Source organism: Carboxydothermus hydrogenoformans Z-2901, assembly GCF_000012865.1.
Classification (GTDB): domain Bacteria; phylum Bacillota; class Z-2901; order Carboxydothermales; family Carboxydothermaceae; genus Carboxydothermus; species Carboxydothermus hydrogenoformans.
Genome location: NC_007503.1, coordinates 2,224,116 through 2,243,620, shown reverse-complemented (window position 1 = coordinate 2,243,620; position 19,505 = coordinate 2,224,116). Strand labels below are relative to the sequence as shown.

At 40.7% G+C, this 19,505-nt stretch carries 19 protein-coding genes and 1 pseudogene; 14 read left to right on the top strand and 6 right to left on the bottom strand.

The genetic code is table 11. The features are described 5' to 3' along the window. The first annotated feature begins 57 nt into the window (after window positions 1-57). Together istA and istB are read left to right on the top strand one after the other, a co-directional pair. The gene (gene istA, locus CHY_RS11640; protein WP_011345373.1) at window positions 58-1,263 is read left to right on the top strand and encodes an IS21-like element ISChy4 family transposase; all 1,206 of its coding nucleotides are present in this window, start codon (window positions 58-60) and stop codon (window positions 1,261-1,263) included. Further along, window positions 1,260-2,029 (top strand): annotated as a pseudogene (gene istB / locus CHY_RS11635) (IS21-like element ISChy4 family helper ATPase IstB). The gene istA and the pseudogene istB overlap by 4 nt, the downstream one beginning before the upstream one ends. A 635-nt stretch (window positions 2,030-2,664) precedes the next feature. On the opposite strand, the gene CHY_RS11630 reads toward istB, so the two are convergent. Both CHY_RS11630 and CHY_RS12895 read right to left on the bottom strand, forming a co-directional pair. Then, window positions 2,665-3,111 carry a putative toxin-antitoxin system toxin component, PIN family gene (locus tag CHY_RS11630; RefSeq protein WP_041537768.1) on the bottom strand — a complete coding sequence of 149 codons (447 nt, stop codon included), beginning with the start codon at window positions 3,109-3,111 and terminating at the stop codon, window positions 2,665-2,667. Continuing rightward, window positions 3,104-3,415: a hypothetical protein gene (locus CHY_RS12895; protein ID WP_011345369.1), complete on the bottom strand. Its 312-nt coding sequence runs from the start codon at window positions 3,413-3,415 to the stop codon at window positions 3,104-3,106. The genes CHY_RS11630 and CHY_RS12895 overlap by 8 nt, the downstream gene beginning before the upstream one ends. Before the next feature lie 471 nt (window positions 3,416-3,886). On the opposite strand from CHY_RS12895, the gene CHY_RS11620 reads away from it, so the two are divergent. The 3 genes from CHY_RS11620 (at window position 3,887) to CHY_RS11610 (ending at window position 4,944) form a co-directional block, all read left to right on the top strand. Continuing rightward, window positions 3,887-4,093, top strand: a complete 207-nt coding sequence (locus CHY_RS11620; RefSeq protein WP_011345366.1) for a hypothetical protein — start codon at window positions 3,887-3,889, stop codon at window positions 4,091-4,093. Window positions 4,094-4,197: 104 nt separating this feature from the next. Further along, entirely contained in the window at window positions 4,198-4,371 is a 174-nt protein-coding gene (locus CHY_RS13325; RefSeq protein ID WP_193332844.1) for a hypothetical protein, read from the top strand. Window positions 4,372-4,716: 345 nt separating this feature from the next. Continuing rightward, entirely contained in the window at window positions 4,717-4,944 is a 228-nt protein-coding gene (locus tag CHY_RS11610; protein ID WP_011345365.1) for a hypothetical protein, read from the top strand. A 36-nt stretch (window positions 4,945-4,980) separates the two neighbouring features. On the opposite strand, the gene CHY_RS11605 is transcribed toward CHY_RS11610, so the two are convergent. Together CHY_RS11605 and CHY_RS11600 are read right to left on the bottom strand one after the other, a co-directional pair. Next, a complete protein-coding gene (locus CHY_RS11605) occupies window positions 4,981-5,394 on the bottom strand; it encodes a type II toxin-antitoxin system HicB family antitoxin (RefSeq protein ID WP_011345364.1) in 414 nt (137 codons plus the stop codon). A 45-nt stretch (window positions 5,395-5,439) separates the two neighbouring features. Beyond that, window positions 5,440-5,637, bottom strand: coding sequence for a type II toxin-antitoxin system HicA family toxin (locus CHY_RS11600; RefSeq protein WP_011345363.1), 198 nt, complete (start codon window positions 5,635-5,637; stop codon window positions 5,440-5,442). A gap of 329 nt (window positions 5,638-5,966) precedes the next feature. On the opposite strand from CHY_RS11600, the gene CHY_RS11595 reads away from it, so the two are divergent. The 6 genes from CHY_RS11595 to CHY_RS12885 all read left to right on the top strand — a co-directional run bounded on the left by CHY_RS11595 (window position 5,967) and on the right by CHY_RS12885 (window position 9,765). Then, on the top strand, window positions 5,967-6,290 hold the full coding sequence (locus tag CHY_RS11595) for a nucleotidyltransferase domain-containing protein (protein ID WP_011345362.1): 324 nt from the start codon (window positions 5,967-5,969) through the stop codon (window positions 6,288-6,290). Then, a complete protein-coding gene (locus tag CHY_RS13505) occupies window positions 6,283-6,462 on the top strand; it encodes a HEPN domain-containing protein (protein WP_011345361.1) in 180 nt (59 codons plus the stop codon). The genes CHY_RS11595 and CHY_RS13505 overlap by 8 nt, the downstream gene beginning before the upstream one ends. A 16-nt stretch (window positions 6,463-6,478) precedes the next feature. After that, entirely contained in the window at window positions 6,479-6,625 is a 147-nt protein-coding gene (locus CHY_RS13595; RefSeq protein ID WP_420827302.1) for a HEPN domain-containing protein, read from the top strand. A gap of 176 nt (window positions 6,626-6,801) precedes the next feature. Beyond that, window positions 6,802-7,377 (top strand): Uma2 family endonuclease, encoded by a 576-nt coding sequence (locus CHY_RS11585; RefSeq protein WP_011345360.1) that lies wholly within the window; start codon window positions 6,802-6,804, stop codon window positions 7,375-7,377. A 375-nt stretch (window positions 7,378-7,752) separates the two neighbouring features. Then, entirely contained in the window at window positions 7,753-8,244 is a 492-nt protein-coding gene (locus CHY_RS11580) for an HD domain-containing protein (RefSeq protein ID WP_011345359.1), read from the top strand. Window positions 8,245-8,349: 105 nt separating this feature from the next. Next, on the top strand, window positions 8,350-9,765 hold the full coding sequence (locus CHY_RS12885; protein ID WP_011345358.1) for a S1C family serine protease: 1,416 nt from the start codon (window positions 8,350-8,352) through the stop codon (window positions 9,763-9,765). Window positions 9,766-9,861: 96 nt separating this feature from the next. Here the strand turns inward: CHY_RS12885 and CHY_RS11570 are convergent, their stop codons facing one another. Beyond that, the gene (locus CHY_RS11570; protein WP_011345357.1) at window positions 9,862-10,329 is read right to left on the bottom strand and encodes a hypothetical protein; all 468 of its coding nucleotides are present in this window, start codon (window positions 10,327-10,329) and stop codon (window positions 9,862-9,864) included. A 312-nt stretch (window positions 10,330-10,641) separates the two neighbouring features. On the opposite strand from CHY_RS11570, the gene CHY_RS11565 reads away from it, so the two are divergent. After that, window positions 10,642-11,883 carry a methyl-accepting chemotaxis protein gene (locus CHY_RS11565; RefSeq protein WP_011345356.1) on the top strand — a complete coding sequence of 414 codons (1,242 nt, stop codon included), beginning with the start codon at window positions 10,642-10,644 and terminating at the stop codon, window positions 11,881-11,883. Window positions 11,884-11,938: 55 nt separating this feature from the next. Here the strand turns inward: CHY_RS11565 and CHY_RS11560 are convergent, their stop codons facing one another. Next, window positions 11,939-15,586, bottom strand: coding sequence for a 5'-nucleotidase C-terminal domain-containing protein (locus CHY_RS11560; RefSeq protein WP_011345355.1), 3,648 nt, complete (start codon window positions 15,584-15,586; stop codon window positions 11,939-11,941). 359 nt (window positions 15,587-15,945) lie between these two features. Between CHY_RS11560 and CHY_RS12880 the strand changes: the two genes are divergently transcribed. Together CHY_RS12880 and CHY_RS11545 are read left to right on the top strand one after the other, a co-directional pair. Then, complete coding sequence (locus tag CHY_RS12880; RefSeq protein ID WP_011345353.1) at window positions 15,946-17,397, top strand: transglutaminase domain-containing protein; 1,452 nt, start codon at window positions 15,946-15,948, stop codon at window positions 17,395-17,397. A 365-nt stretch (window positions 17,398-17,762) separates the two neighbouring features. After that, window positions 17,763-19,502: an N-acetylmuramoyl-L-alanine amidase gene (locus tag CHY_RS11545; protein ID WP_041537766.1), complete on the top strand. Its 1,740-nt coding sequence runs from the start codon at window positions 17,763-17,765 to the stop codon at window positions 19,500-19,502. The last annotated feature ends 3 nt before the right edge of the window (window positions 19,503-19,505 follow it).

The following is a 19,505-nucleotide window of genomic DNA, read 5'->3' as shown; positions in this document are numbered from 1 at the left end:
TTAAGAGCTTAATTTAGTTAATCAAAAAATATTGAGATAGGGAGTGGATCAATTATCATGTTACATGAATTACAAGCAAGAGGCAAGAGTATTCGTGCAATCGCACGAGAAACAGGCCATTCCAGAAATACGGTAAGAAAATACCTCAGAGCAGAGGGCATTCCTGAAAGGAAGCCCCATCCCAAAAGAGGTTCAAAGCTTGACCCATACAAAGATACTATTCAAGAGCTCATGAATCTGGGGATATTCAATTGCGAAGTCATTTACGAAAGAATCAAGGAAGAAGGCTACACCGGAGGTCGCACTATTTTAAGGGACTATGTAAGACAATTTAGACCTCCAAAACAGGTCCCTGCCGTATGCCGCTATGAAACCAAGCCCGGCCAGCAAGCCCAGGTCGACTGGGGCGAATACACCTACATTGACGAGGAAACCGGTGAAATACGTAAGCTTTACGTCTTCGTCATGGTGCTTGGCTACTCCAGAGCCATATACGTGGAATTCACAAACCGCTGCGACGTCCATACCTTCATCCGCTGCTTGATCCACGGGTTTGAATACTTCGGCGGAGTAACCGACATAGTTCTTACCGATAGAATGAAAACCGTAATACTGGGCACCGGTGAGAACAAAAAGCCCATATGGAACCCTACCTTTGAAGACCTTGCGGCGACCCTTGGATTTATTCCTAAAGTGTGCAGGGCACGGCGCCCCCAAACAAAAGGCAAGGTAGAAAGCGGCATAGATTTTGTCAAAAACAACTTCCTGCCGGGTAGGAAGTTCGTAGACTACGGTGATTTAAACCGCCAGGCAATAGTGTGGTGCGAAAAGAAAAACAGGAGAATACACGGCACTACCGGGGAAAGGCCTATTGACCGCCTGAAGAAGGAAAACCTCAAACCCCTGCCTGCCCTTGATAAATACCAAAAATTCCTGGAAGAAGCAAGGAAAGTCCACAAAGACGGCTTTTTGAGTTTTGACGGCGTAAGATACGGTGTTCCCTGGCAGTATAGCGGAAAAGAGGTGGTTGTAAGGGACAAAAACGGTAAAATCGAAATCCTCTATGATGGGAAGGTGATAGCAACCCACGAAAAGCATTACCGCTCAAGGAGCACCGTTTTCCTCAAAGACCAGTATAAGGGTCTAAAAGAAGCCGAGGGCATGTTTTATCCCAGGCCGAGGGCGATCAAGTTATCTTCCCTGGAAGTTGAGAAGCGTCCTCTGGGGGTTTACGAAAGCCTCCTGGAGGTGGGCACAGTATGATAGACCTTGAAAAAGCTCGGTCCCACCTTGAAGAACTTGGGCTTTTAAGCGCAGTGGCTTTTCTTGACGCCCTCCTTGAAAGGGCCCAGCGGGAAAACAGCACGTATCTTGATTTCTTAATGATCTGCTTGAAACTGAACTTGCCGAAAGGCAAAGGCGAAATGTCGAGGTAAGGTCAAAACTTGCCCGGCTTCCGTATAAAAAGACCCTGAAGGAATTTGACTTTACCTTCCAGCCCAGTATCGATGAAAAACTGATAAAAGAGCTTGCCACAATGGCCTTTGTCCACCGGGCAGAAAACGTAATATTCCTTGGGCCGCCTGGAGTAGGGAAGACGCACCTTGCCGTAGCCCTTGCTATAGAAGCCCTATCCCAGGGCATATCAGTCTACTTTACGAGCCTTTCCAGGCTAATTGAAGACCTAAAAACAGCCCACAAAGAAAGCCGGTTGGAAAGGCGAATGAGGATCTACCTTAGGCCCAAGCTCCTTGTTATCGACGAAGTGGGCTATCTCCCTTTAGATGGCCTTGGCTCAAACCTCTTTTTCCAGCTAATAAGTGCCCGGTATGAAAAGGGGAGCATTATCCTCACCAGCAACAAAGGCTTTGGGGAATGGGGGGAGCTCATGGGAGACCCGGTGCTTGCCACTGCAGTGTTGGATAGGCTATTACACCATGCCCATATAATCAACATAAGAGGCAACAGCTACCGCCTAAAAGACAGGTTAAAAACCGGTCTCTACGGTAATCCACATATCAAAGCTTAATTTTAAAAAAAGCCAGGGTGGGTCAATTTAAAACCGCTGAAAATGGGTCAATTTAAATCCGCTATTGACATTCGAGAACTTTCAAAGCTACTTTTGGAAAAAGTTTTTGAGACTTTGGCATAGGAGGTGCGAGGAATGAGTTATGAAAGATTTTATTGGGATAACATAAAAGGAAGGGTGAAGAGACTTAGTAAAGAATTTAATGAGCAAGAATCAATATCGTTTTTGAGAATGGTTGTTTCACTTGTTACGGGATTAGTGTGAACTTGCAAATTAATCTGGCATCTATTTTTCAAAATAAATTAGTATAGAAGGCAGCTGTAATCAGCAAAAAATTGCAAATTATTTTAGTAGGCCATAATTTGGGACTGCTGGCAATGGTTTTTTTACTATTCCTAACTCTGTATTTTTATCTTACCAAACTCTGCACTTTTATTTTACCATAAACACCACGGCTTAAATCCCGGGGTTTTAACAAAAGAAATTTGAGCAATGCGCTTGAAACAAGTAAAATTTCAGTTAAAATCTCGCGCCATTTTATATTTTACCGAAAGCGCTTTTGTCTGTTATCTTTCTCATAAAAAAAGGCCTGCTATTTTAAGCAAGTCGTTTTATCCCAATTTTTTAAAACATTATTAAAAGTTTGAAAGTATTTCTGTTAAAAATTCTTTGGTATCCATAACAGGTATTGGAAATTCTTTTTTTACCTTCTCGGTGAGTATATGTTTTTTATCTAAAGAAACCAAAAAATCCGCATTTGCTTTATAAGCACCTGCAAGTACATGACAGTCTTTTTCTGCAACTAAACTTCTCCAACAATCTTTTTCTTCATTAGTAGGCTCGTCCACTGTAATTATTTTTGTTGTTTGAAGTTCACAATAAAAACGCGTTAAGGCTTTTTTCCCATTTTTTTTATCTTCTTTTATGTTTCTATGAGCTTCAATTAGAATTTCCTTAGTAACTACAATTTGGATGTAACCCGCTTTAGCAAGTTTTAAAATTTTCGCTGACCCGCCATCAGGAGAAATGGCTGCTGCTATCCAGCAACATGCATCTAAAAAAACTTTGGGCTTTTTATTCATTGAGCAAACGTTTAATCTTACGGGCAATTTCTGGTGTTAATTTATCAGCGTCCAAAAAGTCGCGAATTTCTTGGCGGGTATATTTTCTTAACGAAGCCAATTTTTCTAAATTACGTGTTTCAAAATAGGCACTAATGTCACGCTCACTTATCCCGCTAATTCTGCCAGCTTTAATCCTTTTATTTATAAATATTCTACGTCGCGACCATTTCTGTTTGTTGAATTGTTTTTCTTCATTTAGGAACCCAAACCATTTCCGGGGGTTTTTTGTACTTTTTTCTGTTACTTTTTTTATACTATACATTTTATTTATGCGACCTCCTCAAAAAAAAGATAATCTTAGATTCACGCATATTTCTCTAAAATAATCTCGAAACTTGTAGATATTGGTGACATATTTGGATAAAACCTATACCAATCCCTTATATACTTAGAAAGTTATCTGGACATTATTGCTTACTTTCAAAGGGATCCGGGTTTTGTCATATTTGAGGTAAAATCTCTTCTACTTATATTATATCTTATTTTTTTAATTTTACTACAAAATTTATGCTGGATGAAAACTTTAAAAGGGTGTAAAAGCTTAATCCCAATGCTGGGAGGCAAACCTCTGGCCCAAGGAACATGATCCTTATATAAGGCCACTGCAATTTTTCGAGCTGGCAAATCAAACTAAAAGCCTGGCTTAGGCTTCTACTTGTGGATAAGTTTTTAGCTCTGGTAGGATTTTTTCAATAAACGCCAAATTATCTCTTTTCTGACCAGTAGCAAAAATTTGCAAAGAAAAGTAAAAGATTTATCGGAAAAAGAAAAAGTGCTTTTAAAATTTCTTTTAAATAATGGTGGCTGGTTCAAACTTACGGTAGTTTCCAGGAAGTTTGGTTCTCAAAAGAGGATGGTTATTATTGGGATAAAAAAACCTGCTTCAACGGTGGGTATGCTCTGGGCAAAGCTCTGGTGTTTATTGGAAAAGCTAAAATAGCGGGTCGTAAGGAAGAAAATTGTAGCTATTCCGATAGAGTTAAGAGAGTTCTTGGAGACAATATTATGATAAAGTCATGATAAATTATAAAAGAGGGTGGTTACATGCCACACATTAGACCGGTTTCCGATTTCATCCTATTTGAAAGTGAAATCTATTTCAAACTTAAGGAAGCAGAGTTGGAAGCAAAAACGACTACTAAGCGGTTTTCGCATGATGAAGTGTTTTCGGATTTAAGGTCAAGACTTGCTGATAAGGTAGATGCTAATAATGTATAATTACGGTAAAAAACTATTTGGTGTTCTATGTGGTCACTGAAGATGAAGTAGAAATCCATAGAATCCTTTATGCAAAAATGAATATTGAAAAGATTTTAAAATAGCTAGAAATGTCATTTAAATTAAAATGTTACTACTCACGTTAATTGACCACATTTAGCTCAAATTAAGTGAACGCAAATTTTGCTCACTTTTTTTGGCCAGGGAGTTTTTCTACTGCCTGGCCATTGGCATAAATTTGTACATACAGAAAAAACAAAATAAAGGTTCTTGCTGCCCAGGTTTTTTTGCATCACGGGAGGTTTCTATCATTTTAAGGCCCTGACCCTGGAGGATGGCGGTTAATTGAAACAGTATGGGATGGAAATTTTACCTCTGTCAAAGGTGATTTGGATGGATCCAATTTCATTTTATATAACCAAAGTATTATTTTTCGCAGTAGTTTTCGTAATTGTTTTTGAAAGGATAAAAGCAACTATAGAAGGATTTACCGGTCTGATTAAGTTTTTAAAAAGAATCTTTAAAAAAACGAATAAAACAAATAAAAGCAATGAGAAATCGACTTTAGGTTAATGAATTATAAACAAGATAGTTAAATTAAAATTAAAGTTATATTTCCCGTTCTTTTATACCTAATTGTTCCTTCAAAGCCTGCTGGAGAACACGAGAAAAATTAATTTTCTTTTTTTCAGCTAGGTCGTTTAACCACTTTGGTAAAGTTAATGTTTTTTTAACCGCTTTATTATCCATTTCACTGCGAACTAATGGCATCCAGGCTTCTACCAATACGAGAACTTGATTGGGTTCAATTTTAATTTTGTCTATAGGTGTTGGTTCAGGAATTGGCTCATTGTCTTTTTCCATACCATACAGATGAAGTTCAAGAGCTTCTTTAGCATTTTTTAAAGCTTCTTCCGTGTTATCACCACAGGTTAAACATCCGGGAAGGTCAGGGAATTCAACGGAAATACCATCTTCGGCATAGTCAAAAATGGCAGGGAACACATATAAGTCCTTATACATAAATAAAAACCTCCGTTAAGATTTTTGAAAGAAGATATTAGTGAACTATTCAATTTCGATACCTGCTTGTTTTAGTATGCTTTTTACTGTTTTTATTGGTATATTTTTCTTGGGATGAGGCACCGTAACTTTTCCTTTCTTTACAGGATGCTTAAATTGATGGTGGTCTCCCCGAACTTCATAGAGAAACCAACCATCATTTTTAAGTATTTCTATTATTTCCCTTGATGAATATGCCTTCATTTAACTTCTCCCTGGAAATTTATATATCAACAGCGTTATAAGATTTATTTTCTAATAAGTTGTTCCTGAGTAAATTATAATACGTATATATACACGTGTCAAGACATTGTCGGAAAATACAGAAAGTCCTGGAATTACCCGGGGCTTTTAGAACGGGCTGTCTCCTACCGTTTATTTTTTGAAACAATATCAGCTCAAGTTTTTATAAGCATAAAGACATCTTGTGGCATTCTCCAATGATAATCACAACATGAGATAAAATATATTGTAAAAAATTTACACTAAAGATATAATAGTATTAAAGAAAGATAATGAAGTGGTGATAATAAATGGTTATAGAAATAAGTGGTGAAATTAAAAAAATTATTGAAGCTGCAAAGTCAGTTGCCGATGTAGAAAGGGTTTATATCTTTGGATCACATGCCTATGGTACACCTAATTCGGAAAGTGACGTTGATGTTTGTATCATTACTAAGGATTCGATTAATAATAAAAGGGAATATTTAAAAAAAGTTAGAAAATTAATGGCCCCAACAGTTAAAGTTCCGGTTGACCTTTTAATTTATAGTAATGAGGAATTTTTAAAGCGTTCACAACTTAAATCAACCTTAGAGTATAAAATTGCTCGGGAAGGCATTAAAATTTATGGATAATTGGGATATTGCCTTCGAATGGTTTAATTTTGCAGATAGTGATTTAAATGTAGCAAAATACTTAATGAATATGAACCCTAAACCAAGTAATATTATTTGTTATCATTGCCAGCAGAGTGCAGAAAAATATTTAAAAGGATTTATTGCTTTAAACGGGGGACAGATTTTATGACCCTGAATTTTCTAAGATAGAAGATGATTGTATCGAATTAATAGATTATGGAGTACAGGCTCGCTATCCTTTTTATTTGGAAAGAGAGGAATTTGATGCTGAAAATGCTATTAAAAGTGCCGAGAGAATAAAAAACTTTGTTTTAATGAAAATTCAAAAATAAAATTAAAAAGTGTTACTGCTCACGTTAATTGATCCCCGGCAGCAAAGCTGGGGTTTTTTGTGCGACTGTGGCCAAGCGAAAGGTACATATTGTAAAAAATTAACATTAACTATATAATAGTATCACAGGATATACTGATGCTGGTGGGGTAAAAGCTTGGAACAGGAGGCGGCAATATGCCATTACCCAAAAAAGATAAAATATATACGTATGTTGATTATTTGACCTGGCCGGAAGAGGAAAGAATTGAATTAATTGATGGACAGGTTTATTTGCTGGCACCGCCGTCAAGAATTCACCAGGAAATTTCGGGAGCGATCTTTAATCAGTTTTACAATTATCTTAAAGATAAGCCGTGCAAGGTCTATCATGCACCTTTTGGTGTTAGGCTTCCTTCCAGTAATGAAAAAAATGATGAAGATATAAAAACTGTTGTTGAGCCTGATATAGTGGTGGTATGTGATGAAGCAAAACTTGATGTTGAGGGATGCAAAGGAGCTCCTGATTTAATTGTAGAGATTGTATCTCCATCTACCGCAAGAAAAGATGAAGTAGAAAAATTTAATTTATATGAAAAATTTGGTGTAAAAGAATATTGGATAGTAGAGCCTGACAGCAAAATTATAAGTGTATTTACTTTGCAAGCCAACAAAAGGTATGGCAGACCAGAGATATATACGGATGATGATGTAATCAGAGTATCCATTTTTGACGATCTTATCGTTGATTTAAAACTTGTATTTGCGTATTAAGTGTATGGCCCCAACGTTAAAGTTCCGGTTGACCTTTTAATTTATAGTAATGAGAAATTTTTCATCTTAAACCAACCTTAGAGTGTAAATTGCCTGGGAAGGTATTTGCGATTGGCAAAGATTAAAAAATGAGATTAAAACGGAGGCTGTTGGCAAAAGGTTAACAGCCTTTAATTTTTTGCCTTTTGATGAGTTAAAAAGATTAATTGTTTAGATATCCTCAGCAGGATAAAAGGAAAAGCAGTTTTGTCTGTACAATAGCGGCGGATAAGGTTATTATAGAAATATAGATTGAGAGGACAAGTATATAAATGCCAACCCCAATGGCGTAATTTTTACGGTATGGACGACCGGGATAAAGGGGGATGAAATAATATGTACAAGGAAAAGTATATTGAAGCGATGAAGAACTATTTTGGGGATGATACAAGGCGTATTAACCACGCCCTAAAAGTACTTAATTATGCGGAAAGAATAATGGAAGGGGAAAATATTGAAGGTGATTTAAAGAAAATCATTACTATAACTGCTATTCTTCACGATATCGGCATTATTGTTGCCGAACAGAAATACAATTCTTCTGCCGGTAAATACCAGGAAATAGAAGGGCCGCCAATTGCCAGGGAAATAATGGTTAAAAATAACGAAGATAAAAGCATTATTGAAAGGGTTTGCTATATCATAGGGGGCCATCATACCGCAGAAAAAAATGATGGACTTGATTTTCAGATCATCTGGGAAGCTGACCTTCTGGTAAACATCGAGGAAGATGGGTTAGATAAAAATAAAGAAAACGTGAAAAAGATAATCGAAAAAAATTTCAAAACTAACACTGGCAGGAACATTGCCGTTAAAACTTATCTTTAAACTTGAAAAAAGTCCCTGGCCTTTTTTGTTTAAAAGGTGCAGGAATTTTTCTAACTTTAGAGAATGATAAAGAAAAAAAGCATTTTAAAGAAAGAGAGGGTAAAGATGAAATCCCTGGGAAAATTTATCGTTGTTTTTTTATTAAGTCTGGTTCTTTTTAATTATCGCCCAGTTTTGGCTAAAACAGTAAACTATCCGCCCCAAATACTAACTATTTCTGCCAGCAAAACGGTAGTCACTTCCGGAGAAAGCATCACCTTGTCTGCCAAAGCCTATGATAAAAATAAGGATAAAGTTTATTATGAATGGACGGTAAGCGGTAGCAGCTCGGATAAAGGAAAGTTCAGCAGTACCAGGGCGGCAAAAGTTACCTGGACAGCCCCTAAGGTTACCGGTGATACATATTTCACAATTAAGCTAAAAGTTTACGACAGCAAAAAAGCTGCAGCCTATAAATCCATAAAAATCCAGGTTAAGCCTAAAACTTTAACCCAGCTTTTTAAAGAATTAAAGGATAGTACTGTTTTGATCACTACCGGTTCAGGCCTGGGTAGCGGCTTTATTATTTCTTCCGACGGACGGATTTTAACCTGCTATCACGTTATTAAAGGAGAAAAGCAAGCCTATGTTACCTTAGCCAATGGAACCCAATATGAAGTTGTCAGTTTAGAAAGATATGATCCGGAAAATGATTGGGCCATAATTAAAATCAATGCCCGAAATGTAAAACCGGTGGCGTTAACTACCAAACTTCCCGAGGTGGGGGAACAAGTCTTTACCATTGGTAATCCTCAGGGTTTAAGCTGGAGTATGGCAAGCGGCATAGTTAGCAGCAATAATCGGGAAATAGACGGCAAATCTTACCTGCAAATCACTGCTCCGGTTAACCCGGGCAATAGCGGCGGGCCACTTTTCAATATGAAGGGCGAAGTAATAGGCATAATCAACATGAAGCTCAATGGAAGCGAAGGGCTGAATTTTGCTATTTCCTATAATACGGTTGTGCAGAATATGAATACCGCTTTTGTGGTCAATGCTCCGTTAGCGGAAGTCTTTAGTGATGAAACTTTTCAGGCAGGGATTGATGAGCTGGTCAAAACTTTAAATGAAGGGAATTACGATTATTTAAATCCTTTAATAATTGGTTCAACAAATTTTGGCAGGGTTACGTATGAAAATGGCACCTGGGTAGATGAGAATACTGGCGCTGTTCATTACGGAATTGACGTTGTTGTTAATTACCAGCAATTTTTAAAAATTTATCTAAATCATCAGGTAAATGCAGATTTTAATAATGATTGGAGCATTTTGGCCCGAACATTAACCGAAAAGTTTTCTAATTATTTGGGGATCCCAGCTTTTCATGTTTGGTTCAGGGTGTATGAGGACCTTGACCAAATGCCTGCCGAAAATTTGGTACCGGCAAAATATATAACTCCCAATAATGGCAAGTATACCGTTGACTGGTATTTTTACGAGGCGGTAAGCGGTTTTAACGATTTTAGTGAAAAATGGTATTGATTAATAACCAGTAAAAATCCTCGGCTTAAAAGGCCGGGGATTTTTGTGCGGGTAACCTTAATTTCTTAGGATTAAGAATTTTATGCACAAGCTGGCCTATTTCCAATTTGTTCGCTTCATGGCAAAAAGTTGTTCTTCGTGATTGATTAGTTTAAACATAGCAAAATCAAGTTTTTCGGTGTGCTCGCGAAGGGTGGCCTTGATTTCAGCAATATCTTTTTCCATAGCTGCGATTTTATCTTCCATAGTAGTAATTTTATTTTTCATCTCGTTCATTTCAGTTCTTAATTCATTCATTTCAGTTCTTAATCCGTTCACTTCAGCTTTTAATTCGCTCATTTCAGCTCTTAATTCATTCGTTTCAGCTTTTAATCCGTTTACTTCAGCTCTTAATTCGTTCACTTCAGCTCTTAATTCATTAATTTCTTTTCTCATTTCGTTTATGTCGCTTCGTAGTTCTTCAACAGCACCGTTAGTACGGCCGACCATATGAATAAGTTCGGCTAACATTGAAGACATTTGATTTATCTGGATTTTAATTTCATCCAGACGGTCGTCGGGCATTTTTGATCGCTCCTTTTATGCTTTTGGTATAATCCTATCATATTTTCTTAACAATTTAAAGCGGTTTTAAGATAGCTGCGATGGGAAGGTGTCTAAAATTATCGCCTTGTATAAGTAGGATGGGTAAAGGCCTCAATTACGTTACTAATTTTTCAATTAAAACGAAAATTTTAAAAAGTATTGCAGGAGAAGTTTAATTCTTGTCGAAAAATTTTAAGCAGAAAAGTATTTTTTTTTCAATTTTTTTGTGAAAATGTTCCTTTATTTTGCTAATTTAATAAAATATTTTAAGACTTAAAGGAGGTATAAAAGTTGACGCGGATTACAAACATTCGTGATATCTATCTATCTTTAAAGACAAAATATTTTATCGCCTTTGGCAGTATCTTTGCCATCATCTTCGTGGGTATAGCTTTCGGGTATGTTATCTTTTTTGGGCTGGTAAATGCCGTTAACCAGTTTGGTAGCCACGGAAACCTTGCAGTTTTACACGGTGCGGCCAAAAAAGCAACTCACAACGTACTTCTGCTTATGGTTGCCATGTTTATTCCGATGCTGGGAGCTTTGATCTTTTTTAGCCGGCAAATTATCAAGGATTTGTTTGAGCCTATTAAACGGCTAACCAAATACTGTGATGTAATCAGTTCAGGGGATTTAACCGCTGACGCTTTTCAAAGGAAAGCTATGTTTGGCAGGGATGAACTGGACGATTTAGTTAAGGCTTACAACACCATGATTAGCAGAAATAAAAGCATATTATCGTTAATGCAGCAGGAAACCCAGAAACTTAACAGCAGTATGGAAGGCATACTGGGGGCGGTGGAACAAATCAACACCGGAGTAATCCGGGAAGCGGAACTGGTTAACAACGTAACCAGCATTGCCGAACAGTTGAAAGAAACCGCCGAGAATCTGGCGGTATTAATCAATCAGGCGGTTAAAGAAACAGGCTATATTCAGAAAAAATCCGAAGAGGGGCGGCAAACCAGCGAGGAAACCGTTAAGAGGATCGAAGAACTCATAACCAAGGTGAACAGAGCGGCTCAAACCAGCAACGCTTTAATGGAAGTGGCCGAATTCATTACCGAAATAGCCGAGCAAACCAACCTGCTATCGCTAAACGCTGCCATTGAAGCGGCGAGAGCCGGAGAAGCCGGCAGGGGGTTTGCGGTGGTGGCGCAGGAAGTCAAGAAACTGGCCGACAGTACAAGAAACAAGGCAAATGAGATAAAGGAGGAACTTTTAAACATACACCGGCAGTTGCAGGAGGTTGGCAAAGACGCCAGCAAGGCCGGGGAAGTGGTCAGACAAACCGCCGAAAACTACCGGGAATTTTCGGAAAAAGCCAAAGAATTAAGGCATGGAGCGGAAATAATCAGTGAGAGAACCGGGCAAATGCAAAATATGGCTACCCATTTAGCGAACACAGCGGTGGAAACGTCTTCATTCGTTGAGGAAACCACCGCTATGGTGGAAGAAGTGGGAGCGAATATAACGGAATTGGGCAGGGTAGTAGAGGAACTAAATCAGGAAATAGGGAAATATAAGCTATAGCTATATTAACGCCTCTGGCCTTAGCCTTGACCAGAGGCGTTAATGCTTTAAGCGCTTAGCTTACAAGTTTTTCCCAGATGTAGCCGGTTTTGTTACCGTATTTTACTTTGTAGCGGTTTCCGGCAAAACCTATAACTTCCAAAGTGGTACCGTAACGGACGGTGGCGATGACTTTGCCGTCTACTGCTTTATCCCGGATATAGGCGCCGGATTTAGAGGTTACTTTTACTTTTTTATAAACCACGATTTTCTCGGGCTGGGTGGTTACCAGGACATCTTTGGCGTTAATGTAGCCGAAGATGGAGCCTACTTTTACTTTGTACCAGGAACCATCTTTAACTACGATTTGATACCTGCTGCCGCCGCTAACTACCGCTACGGTAGGGGCAGAGGCAGAAGGATTGGCTTTGACGTATGCTCTTAAGTTTATTACCACCGCGTACTGGGGTGCCGGTGCTGGGTTAGGGGTCGGTTTAATTTCGACATCTTTTTCCTGTTCTACCGGTGTGGTAGAAATTCGCCAGTTGTTATCGACTTTCGGGACGATCGTACCTTTTTCCTGGATATAGCGAATGATTAAGCTTCTAATTTGTCCGTCGTCACCCATTTCCTTGGCCGAGTCAAAATAAACTATGCTGGGGTCGGTGTTACTGATACCGGCTGCCGCCATAAATCCTCCACCACCGTTAAACCGGTAGTTGTTGATGGCGACTTTAAAGACATCGGTATCTTTGACGAGCTTGCCGTTAACTTTAAGATTTTTAATTCTTTGTCCCACCGGAGCGGTAAGGTCGATGGTATAAGTTGCTCCATGGAGCATATCTAAATTGTAGTCCGGGATATTGTAAACCGGGTCTTTTACCACCGGATCGGTAGGACTTGTTACTTGTTTATAATAACGGGCCGACCATTCCAGCCAGTCTTTTAATTGCTTTCCGGTCATCTTGATACCGTAGAGGAAGTTTTCATAGATATAGAGCGACATGATATCTTGAATGGTGATATCCCCTTTGTAAATCTTAGCAGTGGTGCTAAGAGGTGCGGCGATGGAAAGATCTGCCTTGGCATAATACCGCTGCACTTCATTTACCAGGTCCATTAAAGCCGTATCCTGGGTAGTGATGCCGGTAGCCAGGAAATCGCCGGCAGCAGTCCCAATCTTGGTGCCGGTGTAAGCTAATACCTTATCCTGGTAGGGTTGCATTACGGCTAAAAGTTCCTGGTCGGCAGGGTAGTTGGCGTCCATCTTTACGGTTTTGGAAGTGGTGCCGGCAAATTTATAGTTCCCGTTGCTATCTTTAACAAAAATAAGGTCAATATGGGAAACATAGCGACCCCAGCGGTCGGGCTGGGTAACAATTACCCTGTTACCCGAGGGGCTGGTGTAAATATTCATGCCGATATTCCGGTGGGTGTGACCGGCAACGATGGCGTTGATGCCATCGACGCTGGTAGCCAGAGCTTTAACTTGGTTTTCCGGGATGACATCGGTAGCCGATTCTTCCCCGGAGTGGAAGGTGACGATAATGTAATCGGCTCCCTGGGCTTTCATCCTGGGTATCCAGTACTTAGCGGTTTCAATGGGGTCTTTAAATTCAAGACCTTTGTAGTTAGCCGGGTTTTCCCAGCTGGGGATCGTCTTGGTGGTAAGGCCAAGAATACCCACTTTTACTGTACCAAAGGGGGTGTTAACCGGTTTAATGATATAAGGGCGGACATAAGTCCGTCCGTCTTTGGCCCAGACGATATTGGCCGATAAGACTGCTATTCCTTCATTGGTGGCATCCAAAATAATGCGGTTTAAGGTGTTGAGCCCAAAGTTAAACTCGTGGTTGCCCAGGGTCCAGGCATCATAGCCCATATAGCCCATGGCTTTCATCATGGGATATTCCGATTCGGTATCGATCATATTGAAATAGTAGTTTAAGGGTGTTCCCTGAATGGTATCGCCGTTGTCCACCAAAATTACCGGATTCTGGGCCCGCACTTGTTTGACATAAGTATAAACTTTGGCTAATCCCTGGTCGTAAGGTATATTTTGGTAGTAATCCAGCGGGAAAATATTTCCGTGCAAATCCGAGGTAGCTAAAATGGAAATTTTATAAATATCGGTTGCCGGTTTAATCCGGTTGTCGATCTGTGAGGTAATGGTACCTTTACTCCGGATGTCCTCGATAAAAGCGTCCCGGACCAGGATAAAGGTATCTTCGGCGGAAACAGCTTCCTTAAAGGCGGTGAAGTTATCGCCGCCGGTAGCCATAAAGTTGTTGGTAGCGACGGTGTAAACAGCATTATCGTCAAGGGGTGTGCCGTCTTCCAGAGTAACCTTGGTGACCCGGCTCATGCTGGGAAGAGTGGGCAGGTATTCAAATTTAAGTCCGGCTACCTGAATACCTTTGCCCCCATCCATGACCGCTTGTTCCAGAACTTTTTTAATGGTGGAACCTTTCATTTGCAGTTTATAGATAGTGTTGTCAAAGGGCATTAAAGTAAAGATATCCCCCACGGTAATGTTGCCTGCTTTTAAGTCTGTTCTAAGTCCACCGTTGTTGGCAAAGCCAATCTGGGCCCCTACTTTTTTCCGGGTAACGTCGGCGGCCCAGTTACCCAAAAGCGAGTCGCCGAAGGGGCTGGCACTTTGGGTACGGGTCAGGTCAAAAGCTGCTCTACCGATTACCTCGGAAAACATGGGGCCAACTTCTGCCTTGGCGGCTTCCACGATAGCATTTACTTCCGGGTCAATTACCGGCGTCTGGGTGTTGTAGTCATTGACAATACTTACAAAACTTACGGTGCTGTCGACTATTTTATTATTTTCATCTAAAGTAAGGGTTACCCGGGCAAAGCCTTTACCGTTGTTCTGGGCTACAGCTACCGGGATGCCGTTTACTTTGCCGGCGATAATGGTATGGGTATGGCCACCAAAAATTACATCGGCGCCGTTAATGTTTTTGGCAAGGTTAATAAGCTCATTATCTGGGATATCGGTTTTGGTAAGGGTGGAGTCAAACGCCCCCATGTGGGCTAAGATCACTACTATGTTAGCACCGGCGGCTTTGACCTCGGGAATTAAGGCGTTGGCGGTGGTAACTGGATCTAAGATTTTAAAGGGTGCTATGTAAGCGGGCATGATGACGTTGGGAAAGTCGGTAGAGACAAGACCGATGACCCCTATTTTAATGCCGTTTTTGTCAATGATAGTGTAAGGCTTGAAAAAGGGAGGCCGCGTATTATCAGCTTTGTAAACGATATTAGCGGCTAAAAGCGGGAATTTTGCCCCTTTAATGGTGTTGGTGTTGTAATCAATTACCGCGTCTAACCCCCAGTCAAACTCGTGGTTGCCCAGGGTCATTGCGTCAAAACCGACGTTGTTCATAAACTCAACTACCGGCTTACCCCTGAGGACATTGGAAATGGGGGTTCCCTGAAACATATCACCGCCGGAGAGAATGACGGTGTTGGGGTTTGAGGCTTTAATGTCTTTTAGCTTTTTAGCTAAGACTGCAGCGATTTTCTGCTCTAAAGGCTGGCCGTTTAAAGTTGTGTCGTACTTTAAATAACCGTGGAAGTCGGTGACCTCCAGTAAATCCACCGTTTTCGGCGTGCTGGCAAAGATAGCGGCTAATCCTGGATTTACAAAACTAAAGATTAGAGCCAGGACCAGGACTGTCGCCAGAAAACGGAGCTTCTGTAATTTTAACATGAAAACCCTCCTTTTTAAGAATATTGTATGCAATTGATAGTTTAATTGTATTGAAAATTCTTACTAAAGTCAATTTACTAAAAGGTTTCGCAAATAATTAAGCCGAAGAATCGTTTACAATGCTACTGGAAGCAGGAAGAAGGAAGCGGTGAAAAGGCTTTTAGCAGGGGAAGCAAATCAACCGGCAAATTTTCTCAAAAACTTAGAAAATTTCTCTCTTTGGGTGGATAAAGAAGCGTTTTAAGCTGTAGTTTTTTCTACAGCTTTTTTCCTTGAGAGAGGGTCTTTTTGCAGAAAATTGTCAAAAAGATTATAATATACTTAGGATAATAGAAAAAATTGCGAAAGGAGGGTTGGTGGTGAGAAGAAAATTAGGAGTACTGGTACTACTTGCCTTTTTAATGGTTACCGTATTTAGCACTGTTTCGTTAGCGGCGGACACCCCGACCCTGACTGTTGTGGCGCCAAAGGTGGTTTATTCCCCGTCGGCAACCATTACCGCAAAGGCTTCCGGACAGAATCCTTTAAAGTATCTGACGGTTAATAAAAACCATTATGCTTTGCCGGGTACGAAAAGTATAGTTAAATCGGTAAAGGTGAATTTAAAAGCCGGAAGTAATATTTTTACCGTTAAAGTGGTTGACCATAAAGGCAAGTATACCTTACGCCGGGTATATATTGTTTACCTGGATAAAACTCCGCCGGTGCTTATGGTAACAGCGCCTTCGGTGGTGACTAATTCTACGGCGGATTTAAAAATCACTGCTTGGGATATTTCCCGGGTAGCAAAGTTAGAGGTTAACGGGAAAAACCTTTTAGCGGCACCGGTTTGGTATTACCAGACGGTTGCTAAGGTTAATCTTAATCCCGGTGAAAATACCGTAACGGTTAAAGCTGTTGATATCTTTGGTAATGCCACCGTTAAATCCCTAAAAATTATTCGCCGGGATAGCTCGAATACTCCGGTAGAAGAGATAAAGCCGGGAAGTGTTTTAAGCTTTGACTACCGGAAGCTTTCCGAGTATCCCGATGTCAATACCTATACCCTTAATTTAAAACCCGGAGAGGAAATTGGAACCCTGCAAATTAGCGGTATTCCAGCGGGGATTAGTACCGACTTTGGCTATAAGCCAGCCGGTAGCGGGAAAATATATGCAATAAAGGAGTTTAACAGTTCCAATATAAGTGGCGAGAAGCTTTATTTCCGGTACGGGAGTGGCAGCTATTACCTGCTATTTTACAAGCAGTCGTGGGGCAGCAGTGTTTACATTGAAAAAGTGATAAAATTAAACGTAACCGGTATTGCCGATAAGTCGACGCTTTTACCTTCCGGTTTTGTTGATAGCGATAATCCTACAATTCGGCAAATTGCCTACGATTTAACCAAGGACTTAACCAGTGATTTGGAGAAAGTAAAGGCAATTCATGATTATGTAGCCAGGGCATTGGCTTATGATTGGACCAGCTACCGGCTTGGGGTGGTGCCTCAGAAAACTGCTTCGGAAGCCTTGGCTTCCGGTACCGGTGTTTGCCAGGATTACAGCCGCTTGTTTGCAGCTATTGCTCGGGCAGCGGGAATTCCCACTAAAATTGTGATCGGTACCGGTGATGGTGAGCCCCATGCCTGGAACAGGGTTTACGTTAACGGTAAGTGGCTGGATGTGGATGTGACCTGGGATGACCAGGAAAAGTATGGTATAATTTATGATTATTTCTTAAAGGAAGCACCTCTACCCAAGCATGTAGAAGATAGTTCGGCGGAAGCCTATTATGAAGCGGAAATGCTCCATTCGATAACCTTTGAAGAGTAGGGTGATTCTTTCCACCCACGATTGACTTCCGTCGACAGGTAATGTCGGGATAGCTCAAATTTGGATAAAAACTGGAAAAACCATAAAACTACCCAAAAAACATAGGATTTTGACAAGTCCCAGGGGGTTATGTGCTGTAATTTCTGATTTTACGCCCTTTTGGGGCTTTTTTTGTTCGACAAATTGTAAAGACTTTGTTATAATATTTACAAGATTTGATAAATTAATGGAAAAAGGCGGGTGAAAAAGTGAGAAAGGGATGTCGCTCCAACCTTCGCGGACAAGCTCTGGCATTTCTTTTGGTCTTCCTTTTCTCCATATTTTTTGGGTTCCGCCTGCCAGTATTGGCCGCAAGCTACGGAGTGGTGACGGCTTCGACGTTAAATGTTCGTTCTGGTCCGGGCATTAATTATGCAAAGATTGGGGTATTAAGCCGGGGACAAAAAGTTGAAATTACGGCAAAAACGGGTGAGTGGTTTAAAATCCGGTATAAAAACGGTTATGGATATGTTTCCGGCAAATATATCAGTCCGGTAGTAGGGAGTAGCCGGAGCACTCAAGCGTCTCGCACCGGGATTGTGACAGCTACCATTTTAAACGTCAGAACAACCCCGAGTACTTCTGCGGCGATAGCCGGTAAATTGGCCAAAAACACGCGGGTGGAAATTTATAAAGAGCAAAACGGCTGGTATTACATAAAAGCGGGGAGTATTGCCGGGTGGGTGGTAAAAACCTATATTAAAGTTACCGAGACTTCCCGGGGGACAACCCCTACTCCTCCGCAGAGCAGTACTAATACTTCTATTAAGACGATTTCTGGAGTCTATGCAGTAAAAGCTACCAGCTTAAATCTTCGTTCCGGTCCGGGAACAAGTTATAGCGTGATAAAGACCCTGCCGCAGGGGACAAAGGTAGAAGGACTGCAGGTTTCCGGTGACTGGATGAAGGTTAAAGCGGGAAGTACTACCGGCTGGGTTGCAAAAGCGTATTTAGTTCCTTATGTGGCAGAAACCAGCCGCGGGGATGGGCTTCGAATTATAAAAACCGTTTATCCGCAGGTTGACCCCGTAAATGTTTTTAACGGTGCGGGGTTTTCTACCGGAGTTAAAGCGACAATTTCCGGGGAAAAGAGCTTTGGGGTTTTAGAGGAAAAAGACGGCTGGTACCGGTTAGCTTTGGCTGGCCGTGAGATAGGTTGGGCGGAGAAAGCTTACTTTAGCGATACTCCGGTAGAACCGGTACATCCGGTGCAGATTAAAGGTGAAACGGCACCTGCTTCGCTGACCTGGCAAATAACTACTACGGCCAATCTTACTTATACTTTAAGTGACGATAAATTAACGGCCAAAATTGTTTTAGAGAATGGGCAAATCGATAATCTTACTGCTCCAGATTTAAGTTTTCCGGTAAAAAGCTTAACCACAGCTACGGAAAATGGAAATGTAGTGGTAAATTTTGCCGGTTTTGTTCCGCTGAACCTTACGGTGGAGAAAATTAATGGGGGGTACAATGTAAGAATTTTCCCGGAACCAGTACTTTCAGGGAAAAAGATTGTACTGGATCCTGGTCACGGCGGTAGCGACCCCGGTACGATAGGAAAGGTCTATGGGATTAAAGAAAAGGATGTAAATTTAGATATTGCTCTTAAACTTAAAGGTTACCTGGAAGCGCTGGGAGCTACTGTTTATATGACCAGAACTGGCGACACTTATCCCACTTTAAGCAAACGGGTGGAATACGCCAACGGTTTATCCGCTGATTTATTCTTAAGCATTCACCAGAATAGTGTAGGTTCGCCAGCGTATTACTCGGCTAACGGAACTCAAGTATATTATTATCCTGACCCGAACAATCAAGCACAGGAAAAAGCCCTGGCGGATAATCTCATGGTTGCGTTAAATGAGGTACTGAATAGCAAAAATAAAGGAATTTATACCAATCAGGGCTTTTACGTGATTAAATATACGGAAATGCCCTCTGCTTTGGTGGAAGTTGGGTATTTATCTAATGCGGAAGAAGAGAAGAAACTTTCTACCCCGGAATACCGGACTAAAGCGGCAGCGGCTTTAGCCCAGGGAATAACCAAATGGTTTTTAGGGAAATAAAAA

Bases quoted from the DNA above. Each gene is read 5' to 3' on its own strand.
- istA (WP_011345373.1), top strand. From the start codon at position 58: ATGTTACATGAATTACAAGCAAGAGGCAAGAGTATTCGTGCAATCGCA.
- CHY_RS11630 (WP_041537768.1), bottom strand. From the start codon at position 3,111: ATGAATAAAAAGCCCAAAGTTTTTTTAGATGCATGTTGCTGGATAGCA.
- CHY_RS12895 (WP_011345369.1), bottom strand. From the start codon at position 3,415: ATGTATAGTATAAAAAAAGTAACAGAAAAAAGTACAAAAAACCCCCGG.
- CHY_RS13325 (WP_193332844.1), top strand. From the start codon at position 4,198: ATGCCACACATTAGACCGGTTTCCGATTTCATCCTATTTGAAAGTGAA.
- CHY_RS11605 (WP_011345364.1), bottom strand. From the start codon at position 5,394: ATGTATAAGGACTTATATGTGTTCCCTGCCATTTTTGACTATGCCGAA.
- CHY_RS11600 (WP_011345363.1), bottom strand. From the start codon at position 5,637: ATGAAGGCATATTCATCAAGGGAAATAATAGAAATACTTAAAAATGAT.
- CHY_RS11595 (WP_011345362.1), top strand. From the start codon at position 5,967: ATGGTTATAGAAATAAGTGGTGAAATTAAAAAAATTATTGAAGCTGCA.
- CHY_RS13505 (WP_011345361.1), top strand. From the start codon at position 6,283: ATGGATAATTGGGATATTGCCTTCGAATGGTTTAATTTTGCAGATAGT.
- CHY_RS11585 (WP_011345360.1), top strand. From the start codon at position 6,802: ATGCCATTACCCAAAAAAGATAAAATATATACGTATGTTGATTATTTG.
- CHY_RS11580 (WP_011345359.1), top strand. From the start codon at position 7,753: ATGTACAAGGAAAAGTATATTGAAGCGATGAAGAACTATTTTGGGGAT.
- CHY_RS12885 (WP_011345358.1), top strand. From the start codon at position 8,350: ATGAAATCCCTGGGAAAATTTATCGTTGTTTTTTTATTAAGTCTGGTT.
- CHY_RS11570 (WP_011345357.1), bottom strand. From the start codon at position 10,329: ATGCCCGACGACCGTCTGGATGAAATTAAAATCCAGATAAATCAAATG.
- CHY_RS11560 (WP_011345355.1), bottom strand. From the start codon at position 15,586: ATGTTAAAATTACAGAAGCTCCGTTTTCTGGCGACAGTCCTGGTCCTG.